The organism is Aeromonas sp. Y311-2 (assembly GCF_027706025.1).
Classification (GTDB): domain Bacteria; phylum Pseudomonadota; class Gammaproteobacteria; order Enterobacterales; family Aeromonadaceae; genus Aeromonas; species Aeromonas veronii.
The window spans coordinates 1-23484 of sequence record NZ_JAPDCL010000032.1; the positions used below are offsets into that span (position 1 = coordinate 1).

A 23484-nucleotide genomic window follows, 5' to 3' on the forward strand; every position below is an offset into this window, starting at 1 on the left:
GAAAATTTTAGTCGATTTAATTCAAATGCTTACAAAGGCGTATTTTTGTACTTGGTGACTTATTCGCACCTTCCCTATCTGCAGGCCAAAGCTTTCTTTTTATGCCAAGGCAGGTAAGCTGCGGGGCAAATAGCGTCAAGCAGGAGAAGGGATGATGACAGAACAACATATCGCCGGGACGATCGGCATTCTGGGGGCGGGGTGGCTGGGGCTGCCGCTGGCGCGAGCCCTGTTGGCGGCTGGCAAGCAGGTGGCGGTGACGGTCAGCAGCGCCGAAAAAGCGGCCCGTCTGCAGGGGGAGGGGATCAACGCCTATCCGCTGACCATCTCTGCCAACATGGGCTCTGCCGAGATGTCCGTTGCTGATCAACAAGAGTCGTGGCCCATCCCCTGCGAATCGTTGGTTATCTGCGTACCGCCCAGCAAGACCGATGACTACCCGCAGGCGGTGGCAAAGGCCTGCGCGTTGGCCAAAGCGAATGGCACCCGGCGGGTGCTGTTTGTCAGCGCTACCTCGGTATGGGGCGCGGGGCAGCAGGAGGGTGAAGAGCCCCAACCGCGCCATGCCCGTGGCGAGCGGATGCTGGCGGCGGAGCAGGCGGTGCTGGCGGCCGGTTTCGAGACGGTGATGATAGTGCGCCCCTCCGGCCTTTATGGCCCGGATCGCCATCCCGGCCGTTTCCTCGCGGGCAAGACCCTGGATGGCGGCGCCCAGTCGGTCAATCTGGTCCATCTGGACGATGTGGTGGCGGCTTGCATGTTGCTGCTGGAACGGGGCAAGGACGGGGATGTTTTCAACCTGAGCGCGCCTGTGCATCCGCGCCGCGAGCAGTTTTACCCCTTTGCGGCGCGCCAGCAGGGGTTGCCTGTGCCGGTTTTTATCGAGCCTGCCGGTGAATTTCAGCCCATCGACGGTCAGCTGATTTGCCAGCAGATGGGATTCAACTATCGCTGGCCCGATCCGGCCCACTGGTTTGCCGAGCTCGCCGCCTCGGGCAATTGAGGTTTGCCAAGGGGGTGATCGCCCCCTATCATGCCGCCATCCATGAGAGAGAGGCGGTAATGATGGTAGATACAAAACGTCACCCCGATGGGGAGTTGTTGCTGAGAACCCTGGCAATGCCAGCCGATACCAACCCCAATGGCGACATTTTTGGTGGCTGGATCATGTCCCAGATGGATATAGGTGGGGGCATTATGGCCAAGGAGCTGGCAAAAGGACGTATTTGTACCGTATCCGTCGAAGGCATGACGTTTCACAGTCCGGTCAAGGTGGGCGATGTGGTCTGCTGCTACGGCCGCTGCATGAAGATCGGCCGCAGTTCCATGAAGCTCAAGCTGGAGGTGTGGGTCAAGCCGGTACTGCGGGAAAACGATGCCCAGCGTTACTGCGTGACCGAGGGGATCTTCACCTATGTCGCCATCGACGAACATGGCAAATCCCGCCCGGTTCCGGTGAGTGCCTGATTAAATCAGCCGGGCATTGATGATGGATATTTCCTGCTCAAGCCCGGTTTTTTGCCGTATCATGCGTTCCAGCATCTCTTCCGAGCCCACATATTGCAGGGTGTCGAACAGGCAGAGATCGCATTGAGGGTCCCGTCTTATCTGATAGACGGTGGACAGCTCCACTTGATGACAATTTCCTTGTTGATCATAAAACGTCACGTTGTACCGAAGTTCTTTCGCCATGAGACAAGTTCCTTCTGGTTGGGTGGAACAGGGACTATCAGCTTAGTCGGCGTGGATGACGTTTGTGATGGTCGCAACAAAAAGCAAAGGCGGGCGGTTGTTAGCCAATGAAAAATAGTTATCGCATTCTTGGCACCTCCCTGCTGACCCTGGGGTTGGTAGGCTGTTTTGAGGTGCCGGATCAGAACCATCTGGTCACAGCTCAAGGGATTGTGCCGGGACTCGACTGCCAGCGTCCGCCGCTGGTAGCGTTGGCGACCACGGCGCTGCCCCGTGAATTCGGGGTGACGGTGTGGAATCTCTACAAGGGCCAGCGCAAGAACTGGCGCGAAGGGATGGACAGTTATGCCAAGGGGCAGGATCTGGTGCTGCTGCAAGAGTCGGCCACCCGTCCCGATATGCTCGACTGGCTGCGCGCCGGTGATTTCCAGTGGCAACAGCTGCAAGCCTTCACCCAGGGCGGCGTGTCGTTCGGGGTGATGACGGTGGCCAAGACCCCGCAGGCGTTCGTCTGTGGCGTGCGCTCCCCCGAACCTTTGCTGCGCATCCCCAAATCCGGGCTGGTGAGCCTCTATCCACTGCAGGGCGATCCCGACGGCGTGATGGTCATCAATATCCATGCGGTCAATTTCGAGCTGGGGATGGCCACCTTCCGCGAGCAGCTCAACGATCTGACTGCCTTGGTGCGCCGCCATCAGGGGCCGGTGATCCTGGCCGGTGATTTCAATACCTGGAGCGACAAGCGCCAGTTCTGGCTGAACAAACTGGTGGACGAGCTGGGTCTGCAAGAGGCCGTGCCGGTGCCTGATCTGCGCCGCACCGCCTTCGGTCGCCCGCTGGATCACCTCTACTACCGCAATCTGGATCTGGTCGAGGTGAGTTCACCTGCCACCGACAGCTCGGATCACAACCCCATCATTGCGCGCTTTGCCGCCCAGTCGGTGACCCCCTGATCGGGGATGATGTGCGCGTGTTGCCCATAAAAAAATCCGGCGCCTGATAGCGCCGGATTTTTTTATACGATCTGGCGGTCAACCCGCTCGGGATGACCCGCTGGCATTACTGGTAGAGACCCAGATTCGCTTTGGCATAGGCTTCGAAATCGGTGCAGCCACCGATGTGCTGCTCGTCCAGGAAGATCTGCGGCACGGTATTGACCGGCTTGCCGGCGCTCTTGGCCAGATCTTCTTTGGTGATGCCTTCGGCATGGATATCCACGTAGCGGAATTTGAAGTCATCGCGCTGTTCGGTCAGCTGCTCGGCGATCTGTACGGCACGGACACAGTAGGGGCAACCCGGGCGACCAAAAATCACTGCAAACATATTTTCTCTCCGTTTTTTAAGCCGTTTATGTATGGCCGTTGATATGAGGCAGGCAACAGCATAGCCCTGCCTCGTGGCGACTTGAAGCCGAAATTATCGATACCCTGATTCGAGTGGGCCTATTGGATCAGCTCTCATCGGCGATCTGGATCGGCTGCTGCTGATAGATGCTCTCCAGCACCCCCTTCTCGAACACAGTCCAGGGCCACGGCGCCTTGCTGGCACGGTAGCGCTCATGGGTGGCCGGATCTTGGGACAGGCCACGCTGGAACATCACAAACGCCTTGCGCTGGCCGCCCGCAGTGTCGATAAAGCCCACCAGGTTGGAAGTGCCGGTGATGGTGCCGGTCTTGGCGTGGACCTTGTTCTTCATCATGGGGGCGGTGACGCTGCGGCGCCACGCCAGGGTGCCATCCACCTGAGAGCTTGGCAGCAGCTTGATCAGGCCAAGCTCGGCATCATTTTTCTGGATGAAGTTCAGCACCGACATCATCTGACGGGCGCTGATGAGATTGTGAGCGGAAAGACCGGAGCCGTCTGCCAGAGTGGCATTGCCCAGATCGATGCCGTTCTTGGTCAGGATGGCGCGCACCGCCATGGTGCCGCTGCGATAGCTGCCCGGCTTGTTGTAGTAGTGACGGCCCACGGTTTTGAGGAAGGTATCGGCGTAGAGGTTGTCCGATTTCTTCAGCATCTTGGCGAGCATCACCGGCAGGGAGACCGAGTAGTGGGTGCCGAGGGTCTCTGCCCCTTCAGGGGCCTTGTGGGTGACCCGCAGCAGGCCATCATGCTTGATACCGGCCCGGTTCATCGCCCAGCGGATGTTGTCCCAGCCCCAGGCTTCCACGTCGTGGATGGCGAAACGCAGCCCCTGCGGCTCCTTGTTCGGGGTGATACAGCCCTTGAGCTCGTAGAAGTTGCCCTTGGCCATGTCCACTTCCAGTGCGCAGAACTGGCGCGCCATGTCGCCATAGCTCATCACCTCCACGTTGTCGGCACCGATGCCGATGGGGACGCCGGTGGCCACGTTGCCGACCGCCGGTTTGCCAATCTGGGTGGCAGTGATGGTGCCGTAGGCGCAGTTCTTGTCGATGATGACCGAGGAGACAGGAGCGGCGAAGCAGAGGGTCTGATCCCCCCACGACCAGCCGTTGCCGCGCTCGTAGCCGTTGTAGGCGCCGGTGTTGACGTAGACATTGCCCTTGATGCTGGTGACGCCGAGCTGCTTGAACAGGGCCAGCAGATCCATGCGGGAGAGGGTGGGGTCGCCGACGAAGTTGATCCAGATATCGCCGTTGATGGTGTCACCCTGTTTGGCACCGGGTTGGGCCTGAATGTCGGTGGCGAAGCGGAAGTCGGCACCCAGCTCGAGGCGGGCCGCCAGCGCGGTGAGCACCTTCATGGTGGAGGCGGGGGCGATCATCTGATCCGCGTGGCGGGCAAACTCGACGCCGTTATTGCCCTGCACCATGATGGCGTACTGGCCACCCTGAGGGGGCGTCAGCGGGGCGGCATGAGCCGCCAGAGAAGAAAAGAGAGCACAAAAACCAATCAACAGCCGCTGCATAACATCCTCTAACGTGACGAAGGGCCCGGCAGTGGTGCCGACCCTGATAATTCAACCAGCCGATGCGGGATCGACGGGATAACGCAATTCATGCCATGTATGCCGGTCGCCATCATGCCAGCGAGTTGGCGGTACGATAGCGACCCTCATAATCAAAAATTTTCTCTTTTATCTGCCAGAAGCGACCCGATTTGCGGGCGATGACAAAATCCGGATGACGGAACTGGCTTTGCGCGGCCAGCACGCTCGCCAGGGTGGCAAATTCGGGCTCCAGCCCCGGGGCGGGCCAATGATGACGCACAAAGTGCTGTTGAAACAAGCGCCGTGCGCCCGGGGAGTGAAATCCGAAGTATTCGCTGAGGGTCAACCCATCCTCATCGTGATAGGTCACCTCCAGCCGCTCCCCCTGTTTGCCGCGCCCGGCTGTGAGGGTTAGCCCCGCGCAGCGGATCACCATGCAATCCTTGAGATTGAGCGCCTCTTTAAGCTTGTCGTCAGGGTCCACCAGCAGCTGATCGCAGCTCTGGCAGCTGCGGGCGGCGATGTCGTTCTCCGCACCGCAGCCGGGGCAGATCTTGGCGCGAAAGCGGTAGTCACACTCTTCGCGGTTGCCCTCATCATCTTCAAACAGCCCCTGACAGCGGCGGCCGTAGTGCTCGATCACCTTGCCATCCTCGTCGGTCTTGCCCCAGAAGGTGTTGGCAAAACCGCAGGCGGGGCAGGGCACCTGTACCGGCTCGGTACCGGCGTGGGGGCGAGGCTCCCCCACTTCGGGGGCGAACAGGTTGAAGTTGTTGCCCGCATAGTCGAGTACCAGACAATCGCTCTTGCCCGGCGAGAGACGCAGGCCCCGCCCCACAATCTGCTGATAGAGGGAGACCGACTCGGTGGGCCTGAGCATTACGATAAGATCGACATGGGGGGCATCGAAGCCGGTGGTGAGCACCGCCACGTTGACCAGAAACTTGAGCTCCCGCGCCTTGAAGGCGCTGATGAGGGCATCGCGCTCCGGCCCCGGCGTTTCGCCGGTGATAAGGGCTGCCTGCTGGCCTCGGGCGCCAAGCAGGCCGTGAATTTCACGGGCGTGTTCGACGGTGGCGGCGAAGATCATCACCCCCTGCCGGTCGGCGGCATACTCCAGCACCTGGCTCAGGATATGGGGGGTAACCCGCTCCTGGCGCTTGAGCTCGCCGTTGAGATCCGCCTCGCTGAAGAGGCCGTTCTCCCTCGCCACCAGCTTGCTGAAGTCGTAGTGGACTATGGGGGCATCCACCATGCGCGGCGGCGTCAGGTAGCCGTTTTTGACCATAAAACGCAAGGGCAGCTCGAACACGCAGTCGCCAAACAGCCGTTCGCCGTGGCTCTTGACCATGCCGTGATAGTGGCGCCGGTAGATCCAGCCCAGCCCGAGCCGATAGGGAGTGGCGGTGAGGCCGAGGATCTTGAGGGCCGGATTGGCGGCCTTGAGGTGGTCGATCACCTGATGGTACTGGCTGTCATCATCGAGCGAGACCCGATGGCACTCATCGATGATCAGCAGCGAAAACGCTCCGTCAAAGGCATCCAGATTGCGGGCAACCGACTGCACCGAGCCGAACACCACCTGGGCGCTCGCCTCCTTGCGATCCAGGCCGGCAGCGAAAATATCGGCCTTGAGCCCCCACGCCTCGTATTTAGCGTGGTTCTGCTCCACCAGCTCCTTGACGTGGGCCAGCACCAGCACCCGACCGCGCGCTTTGCGGGCCAGCTCGGCGATCACCAGACTCTTGCCGGCCCCGGTGGGCAGCACCACCACGGCGGGATCCGGGTGTTTGCGAAAGTGGCTGATAACGGCGTTGACGGCGTCGGTCTGATAGGGTCTGAGAACGAACATGCAGGCTTGGGTATGTCGATGTGGGGTGGTGCAAGATGGCGCCATTATAGGGTGCTTGCCGTCACAAAAACAGCGGGCCGGCATGATGCCGGCCCGCAGGGTGCTTGGGTGCTGATCAATGGAACGGGAAGATGTAGTTCATCCAGCTTGCCATGCGCAGCAGCACTTTGCGCATCACAGATACATGGTGGAAGTAGTGGGTATAGATGGCAGCCTGCCCGCTGGAGCCTGCAATTACCTGATACTTGGCCCACTCGGGGTCGGTGATGGAGATAACCACCGGCAGACGACCCGGGCGCACCGCAGTGGTTTGATCCAGCAGACCGGCGTTGGCCTGCACGTTACCGGCGGCAATGGCCGGAACCACGGCTGTCACCTTGCCTTTGAAGATCTTGCCGGGTACGCCATCGATCACCACTTCGGCCTCATCGCCCACCGCCAGTCTCTGCATGCTGTTCTGCCAGAACCAGCCGACGTAGGCGGTGTCATCCTTGTGGATGAAGGTCATCACCGGACGATACATGAAGGGGGTGGCGATCATGCCGGGGCGTAGGGCCAATTGCACCACATGACCATCGCTCGGGGCATAGACCACGGTTTGTGACTGCTGGTACTTGGCTTCCATCAGCTGGGCCTGCAGATCGTTCAGGGTGGCTTTCTGCTGGTCAATCTGGGCCACGATGTCGTCCACGTTGGCTTGGGTGACGTCGAGGTCGCGCTGCTTGCCCACGCCACGGCGCATCAGGTCGCTGGCGCGATCCCGATCCAGCCTGGCGGAGCGCAGTCTCGCCTCGATGGACTTGAGGTGTTCGCGGTTGGATTCGACCCGTGCGGTGAGGCTCTCCACTTTCAGGCGGAACGGCTCGTCATCGATGCGAAACAGCACATCCCCTTTTTTCACCGGCTGGTTGGCCTGTACCGGCACCTCAACCACCCGGCCCTTGACCAGCGGCACTATGGGGGTGGAGACGTAGTAGTTGCGCGCCATCTCGGAGTAGGGGTGGTTGTAGTTCATCAGCATGATCAGGGTGCCGATGAGCAGCACGCCGCCCAGTGCTGCTGTGGGGACGGTCCACTTGTTGAGCGGGATGCGGAAGATTTTGAAGATGGCGACACACAGTGCCGTGTAGGTCAGGATCAGTAGCAGGTCCATGGTTTATCCCTGTTGCTCACTCTGTTCGATAGTGTTGATACGGCTCTTCAGATCCGCCAACTCCTGCTTGAGGGCCGCCAGCTCCTCTTCATCTTCTTGCAGCCGCTGGCTAAAGCCCCAGCCGCGATCCGGCCGATAGAGGGTTGCCCAGATCCAGAGGAAGGGCCACAGCACGTGCAGGGTAAACAGGCTGACCCAACCTGCCACATGAATGGCATCCTGATGAGGGTGATTCCGATGTTTGGCAATCTCGTAAGGAATATCGTGGATAACGATGACGCCATAAAAAATGACCAGCCCGACAAAGACGAGCAGACCAAGGGCAAAATAATCAAGGGCCATTTATAACCTCCACTGGCATGACGCACAGCTTAATCATGGGTTCCAACAAGCACTAAAGCAATTAAGAATCACACATTTATCGTCAGTTTGCCCGGAATCTTAAGGAAGGTGCGAATAAGTCATATGGCACGAGAGCATTTACTGCTAACCCATTGATATTAAATGACTAAAATTTTCATTTTTTGTTCGTGGGATACTTGTTCGCACTTTCCTTAAAGCTATTCGCTGTATTGAAGCTGAAGCCGTTCGACAGTTGTCTTATTAGTCTTTTTGTCATTAAAAAAGGCGCCATCAGGCGCCTTTTTTGTGCTGCTTTCGCTGCATTTTTTGCTGTTTTTACCCTTCGCTGGTACTGCTGACCAGCGGCTGGCGGAACTTCATCAGGAAGGCCACGGTAATGGCCGCCGTTGCAGTCAGGCCGATGATGGTGGAGGTCCCCATCTCCAGCCCGAATCCGATGGGGGCGTTGGCCAGATAGGTGATCACCACAGCAGTCATGAACATGGCGGGAATGGTGCAGATCCAGTGCAGCTTGCCCTCTTTGATGAGGTAGGCAGCCGCAGCCCACAGCATGATGACGGCGGTGGTCTGGTTGGCCCAGCCGAAGTAGCGCCAGATCACCCCGAATTCAGCCTTGGAGATGATAAAACCAAGGATAAACATGGGGATGGCAATCAGCAGACGCTTGGCCAGCGGTTTCTGGGTCATCTTCAGGAAGTCCGCCACGATCAGGCGAGCACTGCGAAATGCGGTGTCGCCCGAGGTGATAGGCAGGATCACCACACCGAGAATGGCCAGAATGCCGCCCACGGTGCCGAGCAGGCTGGTGGAGACTTCGTGTACCACGGCTGCCGGGCCGCCGTTGGCCATAGTAGCGTTGAGCGCTTCGGTGCTGTCGTAGAAGGAGAGACCCAGGGTGCACCAGATAAGGGCGATGATCCCTTCACCGATCATTGCACCGTAGAAAATGAAGCGGCCGGATTTTTCGTTCTGCATGCAGCGCGCCATCAGTGGTGACTGGGTGGCGTGGAAGCCGGATACCGCGCCACAGGCGATGGTGATGAAGAGCAGCGGCCAGAGCGGCAGTTCGGTCGGGTGCAGGTTGGAGAAGTCCATCCCGGTGTTGTAGAAGCCTTTGCCGGAGGCGATCAGGCCAACGATGAGGCCGACCGACATGAAGACCAGCAGGGCGCCGAAGATGGGATAGAAGCGACCGATGATCTTGTCGATGGGGACAATGGTCGCGAGGATGTAGTAGGCAAAGATTGCCACAATCCAGTAGACCAGATCGGTGGAGGTGAGGTTGGCCAAGAGGCCCGCCGGGCTCAGCACGAATACCACGCCCACCAGCATCAGCAGCACCACGGCAAACAGGTTCATGAAGTGCTTGGCGGCGGTGCCCAGATGCTCACCGACCACGGTTGGCACCGAGGCCCCCTTGGCGCGTACCGACAGCATGCCGGAGAAGTAGTCATGTACCGCACCGGCGAAGATGCAGCCAAAGACGATCCACAGCATGGCGACCGGGCCGTAGAGGGCACCCAGGATCGGGCCGAAGATGGGGCCGACGCCTGCGATGTTGAGCAGTTGAACCAGATAGACTTTCTTGTCCGACATGGGGACATAGTCCACCCCGTCAGCCATGGTGATGGCGGGGGTTTTCAGCTCGGGTTTCGGGCTGAATATCCGTTCGATGAATTTGCCGTATATGAAGTAGCCGGCCACAAGTAAGCCGACACAGAGGAAGAACCAGATCATTGCTACGCTCCTGCATTGTTATTTTTTAGTGTGCAGAGCGAGTCTAAAACGGTTGCGCCTGACTGGCAGGTGAAATTCCCCGAGCGGCGCTTTGGCGCGCCGAGCGGTCGGCGGCTGTGATCAGGCGCACACTCCGCGGCTCAGTCCAGCCCCAGCTGATCTTTGAGCTCCTTGAGATAGCGACGACTGACCGGCACCCGGGCGCCGCTCGGGGTGACAATCTCTGCCAGCTGGTTATCCAGCAGCTGGATCTCGAAGATGGCGTTGGGGGAGACCAGATACTGGCGGTGGCAGCGCAGCAGCGGGCTCTTTTCTTCCAGCGATTTGAGGGTGAGCTGGGTGTGGAACAGCTCGCCCTGACAGGCCACATGGACCCCGCCCAGATCGGAGAAGGCATACTCCACCTGCGCGATGGGCAGCAGCCTGACCCGATTGTGCAGATAGCCCGGAATATGTTCGATAGTCGGGGCCAGCCGCTCGATGGGCTGCGGGGAGATATCCTGCTTGAGGCGAGCGAGGGTCTTGGCGAGCCGGGCGGGCTCCACCGGCTTGAGCAGGTAGTCGAAGGCGTTCTCTTCAAAGGCCTGAATGGCATATTCGTCAAAGGCGGTGACAAAGACGATGCGGGGCAGGGGGTCGAGCATGGCGACCAGCTCCATGCCGCTCAGCTTGGGCATCTGGATATCGAGGAACACCACGTCGGGCTTGAGGCGCTGAATAAGCGGCAGCGCCTCGATGGCGTTGGCCGCTTCCCCCACGATCTCGATGGCAGGATCGCAGGCCAGCTGCTGCCTCAGCTCTTCGCGGGCATAGTGTTCGTCATCGACTATCAGAGTGCGGATCATGGTTGCTCCTTGGGGATGGTGAACGACACCCGGGTCCACTGTTCCGGCTCGCACGCAATAGTCACGCCATAGCGCTCGCCAAAGGCGCTTTTCAGTCGCCGGTCTACGATGGTCATGCCCAGACCGTCGCCAGCGGGATGTGCTTGCCAGGTGCCTGCATTATCTTCCACATGGATGGTGACGCTGGTGGGATGCTCATCGGTCCAGAGGCGAATACGCCCCTGCTCCAGCAGAGTCGAGATGCCGTGCTTGATGGCATTCTCGATCAACGGTTGCAGGGTGAAGCTGGGCAGTCGCAGTGTGGCCAGATGGGGCGGGATCTCGTTTATCACCGTCAGCCGATCGCCAAAACGGGCCAGCTCGATCTCCAGATAGGATTGGCAGTGCTCCTGCTCCTCCTGCAGAGTCGCAAGGCCGCTCTGGCGTTTGAGGTTCTTGCGAAAGAACAGCGACAGATGCAGCAGCAGATCCCGCGCCTTGTCCGGATCGCGCCGGGTGATGGCACTGATGGTGTTGAGGGTGTTGAACAGAAAGTGGGGGTTGATCTGGGCTTGGATCAGCTTGAGTTCGGACTGCACCAGCAGCCGCTGATGCTGCTCCAGCCGACCGGCCAGCAACTGCTGTGACAGCAGGTTGGCAATCCCTTCCCCCAGGGTGTGGTTGATCTTGAGAAACAGCCGCTTCTTCGGCTCGTAGAGCTTGATGGTGCCGATCACCCCCTTGTCCCCCTGCAGCGGGATCACCAGCACCGAGCCCAGCTGGCAGGCGGAGGAGAGGCTGCACCGATAGGGCTGGCTGTTGCCATCGGCAAACAGCACCTTGTTCTGGGCGATGGCCTGCATGGTGATGGCTGACGCGATGGGGGTGCCCGGCAGATGGTGATCTTCGCCGGTGCCGATAAAGGCGAGGATCTGCTCGGTGTCCGTGATGGCGACCGCCCCAACGCCGGTCTCCTCCTGAATGATGCGGGCAATCTTGTTGCTTGCCTGTGGGGTAAAGCCCTGACTCATGATCCCCACTGTACGGTTGGCGATATTGAGCGCCTTGGCGGAGAAGACCCGGGAGAACTTCTCATACATCCGCTGCTGGTCGCGGATCATGCTGATAAAGAGCGCCGCGCCACAGGAGTTGGCCAGAATCATCGGGGTGGCGATGGTGCGTACCAACAGCAGGGATTTGTCGAACGGGGTCGCCACCAGCAGGATGATGACCATCTGCATGATCTCGGCATAGAGAGTGGTAAAGAAGGCGATGCGTGGTTCAAACAGGGCATCCGTTCGCCCCGAGCGCATCAGTCGCCAGTGCACTATGCCCCCGAGCAACCCCTCGCAGGTGGTGGAGATGGCGCAGGCGAGATCGGTAAATCCCCCCAGCGTATAGCGGTGCAGACCGCCGGTCAGCCCCACCAGAAAGCCCACCAGCGGTCCCCCCAATAATCCCCCCAAGACGGCGCCGACCGCCCGGGTGTTGGCGATGGCATCGTCGATATCGAGGCCCACATAGGTTCCGAGGATGCAAAAACATGAAAATATTATGTATATCAGTACCTTGTGAGGAATCCTCACTGAATAGTTGGCAAGCGGGCGAAGCAGCGGGCTTTTCGAGAAGAGATAGGCGATCACCAGGCTGACGCTCATCTGCTGTAACAAAGAGAGAACCAACTGCATAAAAAACGCGCCTCATCAGCCAGCCTAAAAAACAACCAGCCCGTGAATAAGTGTGATCAAGATCTTGTTCGGTTGGCCCTGCGGGTCGCAACGGACCGCCAGTTTGCCAGAACAAATGGATAAAACTACATTAAATCAGCATGTTAAATTGATATTTGTGTAAGAGGCGACAGATTGCTATTGATGGATAGAGCATGAATGTATCCGTCGGATACGCCACATGGAAGTGGCATGCTCCGCCCGGCCCCCCTGGCTGGGCGTTTTTTATACATGATCAGATGGCAACCTGTTGGTGGGGATTCGTGCAATTATTCCGGTTTGTCCAATGAGTTATCCCCAGCTTCTGGGGATAACTCAGAATGCAAAGTAGTAACAGAAGCGGCGGGTCAGATTGAAGAACTGCCGCTGTCCCTCATCCAGCTCCTCCTGTTTGATAAAGGCACTGATGGTGCGTTCATCTTCCCGCAGATCGATCATGGCGACCGCTTCCGGCCGCTGGGCCTTGATATAGGGCAGGATCTTCGGCTTGAGGGGCATGGTGGGTTCGGTAGAGAGTACCAGCGCAATGCTCTCGTCGGAGAGTTTCACCAGGGATCCCGGCGGGTAGACCCCCAGCACCTTGACCAGCAACTTGACCAGATTCTGGTCGAACTTCTTCTGGGATAACTTGTAGAGCTGGCTGATGGCCTGACTCGGTGCCGCCGGCGTGCCGCTGTTGCGGGGATGAAGCAGCTCGTCGTAGAAGTCGACCAGTCCGATCAGCCGCGCCAGCGGCGGGATCTCCCCCCCCTTGATCCCCAGCGGATAACCGCTACCGTCGAGCCGTTCGTGGTGCAGATGGGCTACCTGACGAATTTTGGGCTCAAAGGCATTGAGTTGGTTCAGCATGTCAAATCCGTACTGGGGATGCATCTTGAGGAAGTTCTGCTCGGCCTTGTTTAGCTCACCACGCTTTTGGGTGATCTGGCTGGGAATTTTCAGTTCGCCGATGTCGTGGATAAGTCCCGCAAGCCCGGTCTCTTCCAGCTCGATGGGATTCATCCCCAGTTCGCGCGCCATCAACATGGCAATGAAAGCCACATTGAGACTGTGCTGCAGCAGGACATCGGTGTGGGGACTGCGGATCAGGTGGAGCCCGAGGGGGCCCTCGTGCTGACTGAGGGTGAAGGCGGCATTGCGGACGATCTGTGCGGTGTTGGCCAGCCCTTCATCCGGTTTGAGGTTGAGTGCCCCGAGCGCATCGCGTAGCTCGCTCATGGATTGGCCAAAGGCCTTGTCGGCGGCGCGCATGGAGCGGCGAAAGGCCTTTTCGTCAAAGGGGGGCGGGCCGGCATCAATCAGGGACTCCAGCTCTTCGAGATCGGGCCCGGCATCGGGGATATCGCCACGCAACAGTGGCTCGATAGGCAGATCGCTCTTGTCGGGGTCGACCATCAGCAGGGTGAGATCAAGATGACGGAGAATGTCGAGTTGCTGCTGATCCTTGATCTTGAAGGTATTGAACATAAACGGGTGGTTAGTCCATCCCGTGGGGAGATGGATATAGTGGCCTACTCTCAATTGCTCTATCGAGGCTTGGATCAGTGCCATCGGTTAACCTGCATTTCATGAATGCCTACTCAACAAGCTAGCAAAATCCGATGGATAGACAACTAAAAATCCATTTCGGGGCAGCGGAGCACCCCGTGCTGTGATGGGGCGCACGAGCGCCGTGCTTCTCTTCTTAATTCGCGCTTAAGTTTTACTTCCTACGCTGGCCCCGTCGTTTTTGTTGGCTTGGCCGGCCCGCTGCACTGCAGGCCGGTATGTAGGAGTTGTTTATGCGTGTAACTCTCGGTGTACTGCAAACCAATCTGTTGCTGGTGCTCTTTTTCGCCCTGGTACTGAACTGGCCAATCTTTTTGCATTTCTATACGGTGCTCAGCGCCCTGACCCATGTCAAAGCCGGATTTGCCATCTCGATCCCGCTGGTGCTGATCGCGGCGCTCAATGCCGTGTTTATTCCCTTCACGTTCCGGTTTGTGCTCAAGCCCTTTTTTACTGTGCTCATTCTGACTGGCTCCATCGTAAGTTACGCCATGCTCAAATACGGCGTCATCTTCGATGCCGGCATGATCCAGAACATAGTGGAGACCAACAGTGGTGAGGCGGGGGCCTATTTGAATGGCTCGGTTGCGCTCTGGTTTCTGCTGACCGGGCTGCTGCCTGTTCTGGTGCTCTGGTCACTGCGGATCCGCTATCCGGCTCGCTGGTATCAGGGGTTGGCGTTGCGGGCAGGTGTATTGGCTATCTCTCTGCTGTTTATCGGGGGCGTCGCGGCACTTTACTATCAGGATTACGCCTCGGTCGGTCGCAACAACAAGTCGCTGGCCAAAGAGATTGTGCCTGCCAACTATGTGCACGGCCTCTACAAATATGGGCGGGATGTGCTGTTTGCCACGCCGCTCCCCTACCAGCATCTGGGGACCGATGCCAGGGTGGTGGCCCGGGGAAGCAAGCCGACTTTGATGTTCCTGGTGGTGGGGGAGACGGCGCGCAGCCAGAACTACTCCCTTAACGGGTATGGCAAGGCGACCAACAGCTTTACGGCAAAAGAGCAGGGAGTGGTGTCGTTCAGGGATGTGCGCTCCTGCGGTACAGCAACCGCCGTTTCGGTGCCCTGCATGTTCTCCAACCTCACGCGCCGTGGCTACGATGACCAGCTTGCCAGCTCCCGTGACGGCCTGCTCGATGTGCTGCAACATGCCGGAGTCTCGGTATTGTGGAAAGAGAACGATGGCGGCTGCAAAGGGGTGTGCCGCAATGTGCCGACCATCGAGATCCTTCCCAAGTCCTATCCTGCGCTCTGTCAGGGGGAGTCTTGCTATGACGAGGTGCTGCTGGAGGGGCTGGATCAGCAGATTGTCGAGATGAAGGGCAACAAGCTGGTGGCTTTTCACCTGATGGGCAGCCATGGCCCGACCTATTTCCGTCGTTACCCTGCCAGCGAGCGCGTCTTTATGCCGGACTGCCCGCGCAGCGACATTGAAAACTGCAGCAACGAAGAGCTGGTCAATACCTATGACAACACCATCCGCTACACCGACAAAGTGGTGGGGCTGCTGATCGACAAGCTCAAGTCGCTGGAGAGCCAGTATGATGTGGGACTGGTCTATCTCTCCGATCACGGTGAATCCCTCGGGGCCATGGGGCTCTATCTGCATGGCACGCCATACAAGTTTGCGCCGGATGATCAGACACGGGTGCCGCTGCTGACCTGGTTCTCGCCTCAGTTACAGGCCGATCGCCAGCTTGATATGGGTTGCCTGGCGGCGGAGGCGAGCAGCCAGCGCTTCTCCCATGACAACCTCTTTCACTCCATGCTGGGGATCATGGATGTGCAGACGAGTGTTTACGACAACAAGCTGGATCTGTTCAAGCCATGTCGTGCGGGCTAAATCGCCAGCAAGCACACAATAGAAAACGGCAGCCAGTGGCTGCCGTTTGGTTATCTCGCAAGATCAGTGTCTTACTTCTGCTCCATGATGATCTGCAGCAGATCTCCCTCCAGCAGGGCGCGCTTGACCAGTGCAAAGCCGCCATAGGTCGGCTGGTTCTGGAAGCGGGCTTTCACGATGGGCAGGCCACGGTGGAAGCTCGGCAGGGATTGATGCTCGACGCAGCGACGGATGGCCGGGAAGAGGATCTCTTCGGCGGCGGTGATTTCACCGGCGATCAGCACCTTCTGCGGGTTGAACAGGTTGACCGTAATAGCCACCGCCCGTCCCAGATGCTCACCCACGTTCTCGATGACGCTGCGGGCCAGTTCATCGCCCGCCAGCGCCGCCTTGCACACCTCCTGAATGGTGATGTGCTTCTCCTGCAGCGCGCTCTGATGACCGCGGCTGATGAGCTCCTTCACCTTGTCGATGATCGCTTCGTTGGAGGCGATGGTTTCGAGGCAGCCGAAGTTGCCACAGTGACAGCGCTTGCCGAGCGGCTCGACCTGGATATGGCCGATCTCGCCGACGTTGCGGTTCTGGCCGAGGAACACCTGACCCTTGGTGATGATCCCCGAGCCCGTCCCCTGGTGGACGCTCACCAGAATGGAGTCCATGCAGTCGCGGGACTCGCCGAAGAAGTGTTCGGCTAACGCCAGCGAGCGGGTGTCGTTGCCCACGTAGCAGGGGAGGTTGAAGTGGTTCTCAAGCAGCTTCGCCAGTCCCAGATTGCGGATGTGGTACTTGGGGGTGTAGATGACCATGCCGGATTCCGGGTTGACCAGACCCGGCATGGTCAGCGCGATGCTGATGAGGTTGCGACAACGTTCGCGGTTGGCATCGATAAAGGCGCCAATCTCACGCAGCAGCATGTCGACCACGGGTTGCTGGTCGATCTCGGTCACCTGAATGACGTGCTGGTCGAGCTCCTTGCCATCGAGGTCATAGAGACTCAGTTGCAGGTAGCCGCGGCCCAGCTTGGCAGAGACAAACTGAAAGCGATGTTTGATGGTGGTCAGGGAGATGGCACGCCGCCCGCCGGTTGAGGCTTGCGGAGAGGTCTCCTTGATCAGGCCATGCTCGATCAGTTGCCGGGTTATTTTGGTCACGCTGGCCGGGGCCAGCTGACTCAACTCGGCAATCTTGACCCGGGAGATGGGGCCTTGCAGGTCGATGAGCCGATACACGGCTGCACTGTTGACCTGCTTGATAAGATCTACGTTTGCTATTTGTCCGCCAGTCATGATGTCACTGTTGTGTGTAGTGTCCGTTAACCACGGTCCCACGGACCGTGAAGTCCTGATCGAAGACAGTGAGGTTGGCTACTTTACCGACCTGGATACTACCGAGACGTGAGTCCCATCCAATGGCGCGAGCGGGGTAGAGGCTGGCCATTCTCAGTGCTTCATCGAGCGGTAATCCGACCTGCTTGACCAGATTTTCCACCCCCTCAATCATGGTGAGGGAGGAACCGCCGAGTGTACCATTCTCGTCGACACACTGACCATCGCGTAAAAAGACGGTGGTGCCACAAAAATCAAATTTCTCAAAGCCTTCCGGCGCTCCGGCTGCCGCGGTGGCATCGGTGACCAGCACCAGTCGCTCCCCCAGCGCCTTGTGAGCCAGACGCACGTTGGCCCAGTGCACGTGGTGGCCATCGACGATGATGCCCGCATAGACATCCTTGCGATCGTAGATGGCGCCCACGACGCCCGGCTCGCGACCGTTGAGGGTCGGCGTCATGGCGTTGTAGAGGTGGGTCGCAAAGCGAATACCGTTATCAAACCCGGCCATGGCCTGATCGTAACTGGCGGCAGTGTGACCGGCCGAGACCAGAATGCCCGCTTCCACCAGACGGCGGATATGGGCCGGCTCGTTGCGTTCCGGTGCCAGGGTGATCTTGGTGATGGCATCCGCGTTGGCGCAGAAGAAGTCGATCATCTCGTCCGCTGGCTGACGAATTTGCGCGGCAGGGTGGATCCCCTTGCGCTTGAGGTTGGTATAAGGCCCTTCCAGATGGACGCCCAGCACCTCGTTGGGGTGTGCAGCCATGTAGTCACGGGTCACCGCAACGGCCTGCTTCATGTCGGCATCCGGACTGGTGATCAGGGTCGGCAGGAAGCTGGTGGTACCGGATTTGAGGTTGGCCGCCTGCATGGTTGCCAGGGTCTCGACCGTGATGTCGGTGTTGAACATCACCCCGCCGCAGCCGTTGAGCTGCACATCGATAAAACCGGCGGTCAGGTTGGCGCCTTTGAGGTCAATTTGCTCGATGCCTGCAGGCAGTTCGGCCAGGTGAGAGATGGCGACAATCTTGTCGCCCTCGATAAGCACCCCGTAGCCGGTCAGCACGCAGCTGCCGGTGTAGAGGGTACAGTTGGTCAATGCGTACATGGCGACTCCTTACAGACGGCCGATGTTGGCGGCTTCCAGTTGCTGGAAGTAGCGAACGGTCTTGACCTTGAGCTCCATGGTGGAGGGCTCGTCGCACACCATCATTCCCTTCGGATGCAGTTGCAGGGTGGAGATGGTCCACATGTGGTTGACGCTGCCTTCCACGGCGGCCTGCAGGGCCAGTGCCTTGCCGTGACCGGTGACCAGGATCATGATCTCTTCCGCATCCATCAGGGTGCCGACACCCACGGTCAGGGCCAGCTTGGGCACCTGCTCCATGTCGCCACCGAAGAAGCGGGAGTTGGCGATGCGGGTGTCTTCGGTCAGGGTCTTGACCCGGGTGCGGGAGGAGAGGGAAGAGGCCGGTTCGTTGAACGCGATGTGGCCGTCGTTACCCACGCCACCCATGAACAGGTGGATCTTGCCGTAGGACTTGATTTTGTCTTCGTAGCGCTTGCACTCGGCCACCAGATCCTCGGCATTGCCGTTGAGGATGTTGATGTTCTCGGGACGAATGTCGATGTGGCTGAAGAAGTTGTTGTGCATGAAGCTGTGGTAGCTCTCCGGGTGATCTTCCGGCAGGCCAACGTACTCGTCCATGTTGAAGGTGACCACATTCTGGAAGCTCACTTCACCGGCTTTGTGCAACTCGATCAGGCGCTTGTAGGTGTTGAGCGGGGTGCCACCGGTGGGCAGGCCCAGTACGAAAGGGCGATCGCTGGTCGGCTTGAACGCGTTGATGCGGTCAACGATGTAACGAGCAGACCACAGGCCTACTTGGCTGGCAGATTTCAACGGGATCAGGCGCATATGGGATACCTCTGTGTCGGGTTGCGACCGGTTTGGCGGTGGCAATTGGCTAAGACGGATTCAAGTTGTTTTATAGCGTAAATAAAGATTGCGAACTAAGCCACATCTATCCACCACCTTTATCTTGTTTGGGTGATAACGATCACGATTATCGGTTTATTAATTTGCGCAGCGAAATAAAAGCCCTAGACTGCCAATCAAGCCTTGATGGCTTATGCGTCAAACGTGATAAGCACTTAATTTCTAGAAAAACATTAACTAAGGAGAGGAACCGTGAACATTCTCGGTTATTTGCAAAAGATCGGCCGTGCCCTGATGGTGCCGGTAGCGGTATTGCCTGCCGCAGCGATCCTGATGGGGGTTGGCTACTGGATTGACCCGAATGGTTGGGGTGGTGACAGTGCGCTGGCTGCCTTCCTGATTAAAGCGGGCGCAGCCATTATCGATAACATGTCCGTACTGTTCGCAGTCGGTGTCGCTTACGGTATGTCCAAGGATAAAGACGGTTCTGCTGCTCTGGCAGGTTTGGTCGGCTTCCTGGTCGTTACCACCCTGCTGAGCCCGGGCGCTGTGGCCCAGATCAAGAGCATCCCGGTGGAGCAGGTTCCTGCCGCGTTTGCCAAGATCAGCAACCAGTTCGTGGGTATCCTGTGTGGTGTTATCGCCGCTGAGCTGTACAACCGCTTCAGCAGCGTCGAGCTGCACAAGGCACTCTCCTTCTTCTCCGGTCGTCGTCTGGTACCGATCGTAACCTCCGTAGTGATGATCGTCGTATCTTTCATCCTGATGGCCGTATGGCCGGCAATCTACGGTGGTCTGGTCTCCTTCGGTGAGTCCATCGTGAGCCTGGGTTCTACCGGTGCCGGTATCTACGCCTTCTTCAACCGTCTGCTGATCCCGATCGGTCTGCACCACGCCCTGAACTCCGTGTTCTGGTTCAACGTGGCCGGTATCAACGACATCCCGAACTTCCTGGGTGGTCAGGCTACCATCGATGCCGCTCTGGCCGCTGGCAAGAGCCTGGAGCAGGTGAAAGGTGTGGTCGGTATGTACCAGGCTGGCTTCTTCCCCATCATGATGTTCGGTCTGCCGGGTGCCGCTCTGGCCATCTACCACTCCGCCAAGAAAGAGAACAAAGAGAAAGTTGCCTCTATCATGATCGCAGCTGCCTTTGCCTCCTTCTTCACCGGTGTAACCGAGCCGCTCGAGTTCTCCTTCATGTTCGTGGCGCCGGTACTGTATGTCATTCACGCTGTGCTGACCGGTATCTCCGTGTTCATCGCTGCCTCCATGCAGTGGATGGCCGGTTTCGGTTTCAGTGCCGGTCTGGTGGATATGGTGCTCTCCAGCCGTAACCCGCTGGCGACCAACTGGTACATGCTGATCCCTCAGGGTCTGGTCTTCTTCGGCCTCTACTACACCGTGTTCCGCGTAGTGATTGCCAAGCTGAACCTGAAAACCCCGGGTCGTGAAGATGACGAAGATACTGCTCCGGCTGCCGCTCAATCTACCAACCGTACCGAGCTGGCCAAGCAATACCTGGAAGTGCTGGGTGGTCAAGAGAACCTGGTCTCCATCGATGCCTGCATCACCCGTCTGCGTCTGACTCTGAAAGACCGCAGCATCGTCGATGAGCGCAAGCTGAAAGCCCTGGGTGCGGCCGGTGTGGTCAAACTCGGTGAGCAGAACCTGCAGGTGATTCTGGGTCCATTGGCCGAAATCATCGCCGGTGAGATGAAAGCCCTGCGTTAATCGAGCGACTCGCTCACCTCAAGTCTAAGTCCATTGTTGACATAACTAAGGGCCCCGCTCAGGGGCCCCATATAAAAAAGCCAAGAAAATCCAACCTTTACTTCAAATGAGAGCAGCAGTTATGAACTTGAAACATTCTCTGTTAGCCATTGCCATGTCTACCGTTTTTGTCAGCCAGGTCCAGGCAGCCGATGCCGCCAAGCAGGCTGTGGTCGACTCCCTCGCCAACAACCTGGTGGTCAAGTATGAAGTGGTCACCAACGACGGCGCCGGTGCCGGCCTCGATTGCCAGGCGCTCGGTTCCGAGTGGGCGAGCTGTGGCGTTGCCAAGCTGCACCTGACCAATACCGGTGCGGACGTCACCTCCAAAGACTGGAGCATCTACGTCTCTTCCATTCGTCGTATCCAGCGTGTGGATAACGACCAGTTCACCATCACTCACCTGACCGGCGATCTCTATCGTTTGACGCCAACCGAGAAGTTCCAGGGCTTTGCCAAGGATGCCACGGTCGAAGTGCCGCTGGTGGTGGAATACTGGGTACTGTTCGAATCTGACATCATGCCGAACTGGTATGTCGCCAGCGAAGGTGCCGAGCCGAAAGTACTGGCCAGCATGAGCAACATCAATGATGCCAGCACCTACGAGAAGCCGATGCCGGCCGATGGCTGGAAGCGTACCAAGGATGACAAGAACATCCTGATGAACAGCGAGACCCGCTTCGCGGCCAACCAGACCAGCACCCTGCTGCCGGCTGGCAAGATTGACAACCAGATCCTGCCGACCCCGATGAAGCAGGTAGTCAAAGCTGGCCCGCAGGTTGACTTCTCTACCATCAAACTCAATGCCCTGGACTTGCCGAGCGATCGCGCCGAGGCCCTGAAGGCTCAACTGACCAAGCTGGGTGTTACCCTCTCCGACACCGGCTACCCGGTGACCATCAAGCTCGGCAGCAAGCTCAAGCAGGCTGAAGGCTATGACATGACCATCGGTCAGAAGGGCACCGTGATCCAGGGTCGCGACATCGACGGGGCATTCTGGGGTGCACAATCCCTGATCTCCCTGCTGGGTGTTGATGACAAGCTGGTGAGCCCGATGACCGTCGAGGATGCGCCGCGCTTTGAATACCGTGGCATGCAGACCGACGTGGCCCGTCACTTCCGCAGTCTGGATACCATGAAGAAGCTGGTTGACCAGATGTCTGCCATGAAGCTCAACGTGCTGCACCTTGGCCTGACCAACGATGAAGGCTGGCGTCTGGAGATCCCGGGTCTGCCGGAGCTGACTCAGGTCGGTAGCCAGCGTTGCCACGACGAGTCCGAAACCAAGTGCCTGATGCCGCAACTGGGTTCCGGCCCGACCAGCGACAACCAGGGTTCCGGTTTCTACAGCAAGTCTGACTACGTGGATCTGGTGCGTTATGCCAAGGCCCGCGGTGTGACCGTGATCCCCGAGATCAACATGCCGGCCCACGCTCGTGCTGCCGTGATCTCCATGGAAGCGCGCTACAAGCGTCTGATGGCGGAAGGCAAAGAAGCGGAAGCCAACCAGTTCCGTCTGACTGATCCGGCTGACACCTCCAACGTCACCTCGGTCCAGTTCTACGACAAGATGTCCTTCATCAACCCTTGCCAGCCGGGTGCTGCCACCTTCGTGGCCAAGGTAATGGATGAAGTTGCCCAGATGCACCAGGCCGCCGGTCAGCCGCTGACCGCATGGCATTACGGTGGTGATGAGGCGAAGAACATCATGCAGGGCGGTGGCTATCAGGATCCGGCCGTTACCAAGAAAGAAGAGCTGGTCGCCTGGAAAGGTAACGTCGACTCCAGCAAGCAGGACAAGCCGTTTGGCAAGTCCCCGATGTGCCAGAAGATGATCGACGAAGGCAAGATCAAGGAAGTGGGCGAGCTGCCGGTTTACTTCGCCAAGGAAGTGGGCCAGATGGTCAAAGACCGCGGCTTCTCTACCCTGCAGGCGTGGGAAGATGGCCTGAAGTACGCCAGCGGTGCCAAGGACTTCGCCACCGACAACACCCGTGTCAACTTCTGGGAAACCCTCTACTGGGGTGGCTTCAACGAAGCGATGAAGTGGGCCCACAAGGGTTACCAAGTGGTGCTGTCCAACCCGGATTACCTCTACTTCGACTTCCCGAACGAAGTACACCCGGCCGAGCGTGGCTACTACTGGGCAACCCGTTTCAACGACACGCGCAAGGTGTTTGCCTTCGCCCCGGAAAACCTGCCACAGAACGCCGAGACCTCGGTTGACCGCGACGGCAACGCCTTCGTGGCCAAAGGTGACCAGGATCCGGTCAAGTTCAAGGGGATCTCCGGTCAGCAGTGGAGTGAAACCGTGCGTACCGATGCTCAGTATGAGTACATGGTCTACCCGCGTATCTTCTCCGTGGCCGAGCGTGCCTGGCACAAAGGTGGCTTCGAGCTGAACTATGTGAAGGGTCGCGAGTTCTCCGGCGAGACCAAGTTCGTCAACAAGGCCACCCTCAACAAAGAGTGGAACCAGTTTGCCAACGTATTGGGTCAGCGCGTGCTGCCGAAACTGGATCAGGCCGGTGTTGAATACCGCCTCTCCGTACCGGGTGCCAAGGTAGTGAACGGTGTGCTGGAAGCGAACGTGGATCTGCCGGGTCTGCCCATCCAGTACAGCCTGGACGGTACCAACTGGAGTGCCTATGACGCCGCGGCCAAGCCGAGCGTGAATGGCAAGGTCTACCTGCGTACCACCAGCTTCGATGGCAAGCGCACCAGCCGTGTCACCGAACTGAACTGATAGCAGTCAACCGTTAACATGAGGTGGGTCGCAAGACCCGCCTT

General features: G+C 58.6%; 19 protein-coding genes. 6 read left to right on the forward strand and 13 right to left on the reverse strand.

Annotated elements, in window-relative coordinates:
- Positions 1 to 154 precede the first annotated feature (154 nt).
- Both OKC42_RS20810 and yciA read left to right on the forward strand, forming a co-directional pair.
- Positions 155 to 1003, forward strand: a complete 849-nt coding sequence (locus tag OKC42_RS20810; protein WP_257124978.1) for an NAD-dependent epimerase/dehydratase family protein — start codon at positions 155 to 157, stop codon at positions 1001 to 1003.
- A gap of 59 nt (positions 1004 to 1062) precedes the next feature.
- Positions 1063 to 1467, forward strand: coding sequence for an acyl-CoA thioester hydrolase YciA (gene yciA, locus OKC42_RS20815; RefSeq protein WP_033113469.1), 405 nt, complete (start codon positions 1063 to 1065; stop codon positions 1465 to 1467).
- Here the strand turns inward: yciA and OKC42_RS20820 are convergent, their stop codons facing one another.
- The gene (locus tag OKC42_RS20820; RefSeq protein ID WP_005344394.1) at positions 1468 to 1692 is read right to left on the reverse strand and encodes a hypothetical protein; all 225 of its coding nucleotides are present in this window, start codon (positions 1690 to 1692) and stop codon (positions 1468 to 1470) included. It lies immediately after the preceding gene.
- A gap of 107 nt (positions 1693 to 1799) precedes the next feature.
- Here OKC42_RS20820 and OKC42_RS20825 point away from each other — a divergent pair, with 107 nt between their 5' ends.
- On the forward strand, positions 1800 to 2645 hold the full coding sequence (locus tag OKC42_RS20825; protein ID WP_005337873.1) for an endonuclease/exonuclease/phosphatase family protein: 846 nt from the start codon (positions 1800 to 1802) through the stop codon (positions 2643 to 2645).
- 106 nt (positions 2646 to 2751) lie between these two features.
- Here the strand turns inward: OKC42_RS20825 and OKC42_RS20830 are convergent, their stop codons facing one another.
- The 9 genes from OKC42_RS20830 to OKC42_RS20870 all read right to left on the reverse strand — a co-directional run bounded on the left by OKC42_RS20830 (position 2752) and on the right by OKC42_RS20870 (position 13810).
- Complete coding sequence (locus OKC42_RS20830) at positions 2752 to 3048, reverse strand: GrxA family glutaredoxin (protein ID WP_223849348.1); 297 nt, start codon at positions 3046 to 3048, stop codon at positions 2752 to 2754.
- A gap of 94 nt (positions 3049 to 3142) precedes the next feature.
- Positions 3143 to 4582 (reverse strand): D-alanyl-D-alanine carboxypeptidase/D-alanyl-D-alanine endopeptidase, encoded by a 1440-nt coding sequence (gene dacB / locus OKC42_RS20835; RefSeq protein WP_005350510.1) that lies wholly within the window; start codon positions 4580 to 4582, stop codon positions 3143 to 3145.
- Positions 4583 to 4694: 112 nt separating this feature from the next.
- Positions 4695 to 6455: a DEAD/DEAH box helicase gene (locus OKC42_RS20840; protein ID WP_257124648.1), complete on the reverse strand. Its 1761-nt coding sequence runs from the start codon at positions 6453 to 6455 to the stop codon at positions 4695 to 4697.
- A gap of 115 nt (positions 6456 to 6570) precedes the next feature.
- The gene (locus OKC42_RS20845; RefSeq protein ID WP_075115488.1) at positions 6571 to 7608 is read right to left on the reverse strand and encodes an HlyD family secretion protein; all 1038 of its coding nucleotides are present in this window, start codon (positions 7606 to 7608) and stop codon (positions 6571 to 6573) included.
- Between the two features lie 3 nt (positions 7609 to 7611).
- On the reverse strand, positions 7612 to 7950 hold the full coding sequence (locus OKC42_RS20850; protein ID WP_257124649.1) for a DUF3302 domain-containing protein: 339 nt from the start codon (positions 7948 to 7950) through the stop codon (positions 7612 to 7614).
- Positions 7951 to 8286: 336 nt separating this feature from the next.
- The gene (locus OKC42_RS20855; RefSeq protein ID WP_005350521.1) at positions 8287 to 9708 is read right to left on the reverse strand and encodes a carbon starvation CstA family protein; all 1422 of its coding nucleotides are present in this window, start codon (positions 9706 to 9708) and stop codon (positions 8287 to 8289) included.
- A gap of 140 nt (positions 9709 to 9848) precedes the next feature.
- Positions 9849 to 10553: a two-component system response regulator BtsR gene (btsR, locus tag OKC42_RS20860; RefSeq protein WP_216979111.1), complete on the reverse strand. Its 705-nt coding sequence runs from the start codon at positions 10551 to 10553 to the stop codon at positions 9849 to 9851.
- Positions 10550 to 12220 carry a sensor histidine kinase gene (locus OKC42_RS20865; RefSeq protein WP_216954170.1) on the reverse strand — a complete coding sequence of 557 codons (1671 nt, stop codon included), beginning with the start codon at positions 12218 to 12220 and terminating at the stop codon, positions 10550 to 10552. Before OKC42_RS20865 ends, btsR begins: the two co-directional genes overlap by 4 nt.
- A 354-nt stretch (positions 12221 to 12574) precedes the next feature.
- Positions 12575 to 13810: an HD-GYP domain-containing protein gene (locus tag OKC42_RS20870; RefSeq protein ID WP_257124650.1), complete on the reverse strand. Its 1236-nt coding sequence runs from the start codon at positions 13808 to 13810 to the stop codon at positions 12575 to 12577.
- 230 nt (positions 13811 to 14040) lie between these two features.
- On the opposite strand from OKC42_RS20870, the gene OKC42_RS20875 reads away from it, so the two are divergent.
- Entirely contained in the window at positions 14041 to 15657 is a 1617-nt protein-coding gene (locus tag OKC42_RS20875) for a phosphoethanolamine transferase (protein WP_194495954.1), read from the forward strand.
- A gap of 71 nt (positions 15658 to 15728) precedes the next feature.
- Here the strand turns inward: OKC42_RS20875 and nagC are convergent, their stop codons facing one another.
- Genes nagC through nagB form a run of 3 tightly spaced genes read right to left on the reverse strand, consistent with a single transcriptional unit; the run spans position 15729 to position 18903 of the window.
- On the reverse strand, positions 15729 to 16943 hold the full coding sequence (nagC, locus tag OKC42_RS20880) for a DNA-binding transcriptional regulator NagC (RefSeq protein ID WP_257124651.1): 1215 nt from the start codon (positions 16941 to 16943) through the stop codon (positions 15729 to 15731).
- A 4-nt stretch (positions 16944 to 16947) separates the two neighbouring features.
- On the reverse strand, positions 16948 to 18093 hold the full coding sequence (gene nagA, locus OKC42_RS20885; RefSeq protein ID WP_021231107.1) for an N-acetylglucosamine-6-phosphate deacetylase: 1146 nt from the start codon (positions 18091 to 18093) through the stop codon (positions 16948 to 16950).
- Positions 18094 to 18102: 9 nt separating this feature from the next.
- Complete coding sequence (nagB, locus tag OKC42_RS20890) at positions 18103 to 18903, reverse strand: glucosamine-6-phosphate deaminase (RefSeq protein ID WP_005334308.1); 801 nt, start codon at positions 18901 to 18903, stop codon at positions 18103 to 18105.
- 273 nt (positions 18904 to 19176) lie between these two features.
- Between nagB and nagE the strand changes: the two genes are divergently transcribed.
- Together nagE and OKC42_RS20900 are read left to right on the forward strand one after the other, a co-directional pair.
- Positions 19177 to 20655, forward strand: coding sequence for an N-acetylglucosamine-specific PTS transporter subunit IIBC (gene nagE, locus OKC42_RS20895; RefSeq protein ID WP_021231106.1), 1479 nt, complete (start codon positions 19177 to 19179; stop codon positions 20653 to 20655).
- 121 nt (positions 20656 to 20776) lie between these two features.
- On the forward strand, positions 20777 to 23440 hold the full coding sequence (locus OKC42_RS20900) for a beta-N-acetylhexosaminidase (RefSeq protein ID WP_257124652.1): 2664 nt from the start codon (positions 20777 to 20779) through the stop codon (positions 23438 to 23440).
- Positions 23441 to 23484: the final 44 nt, after the last annotated feature.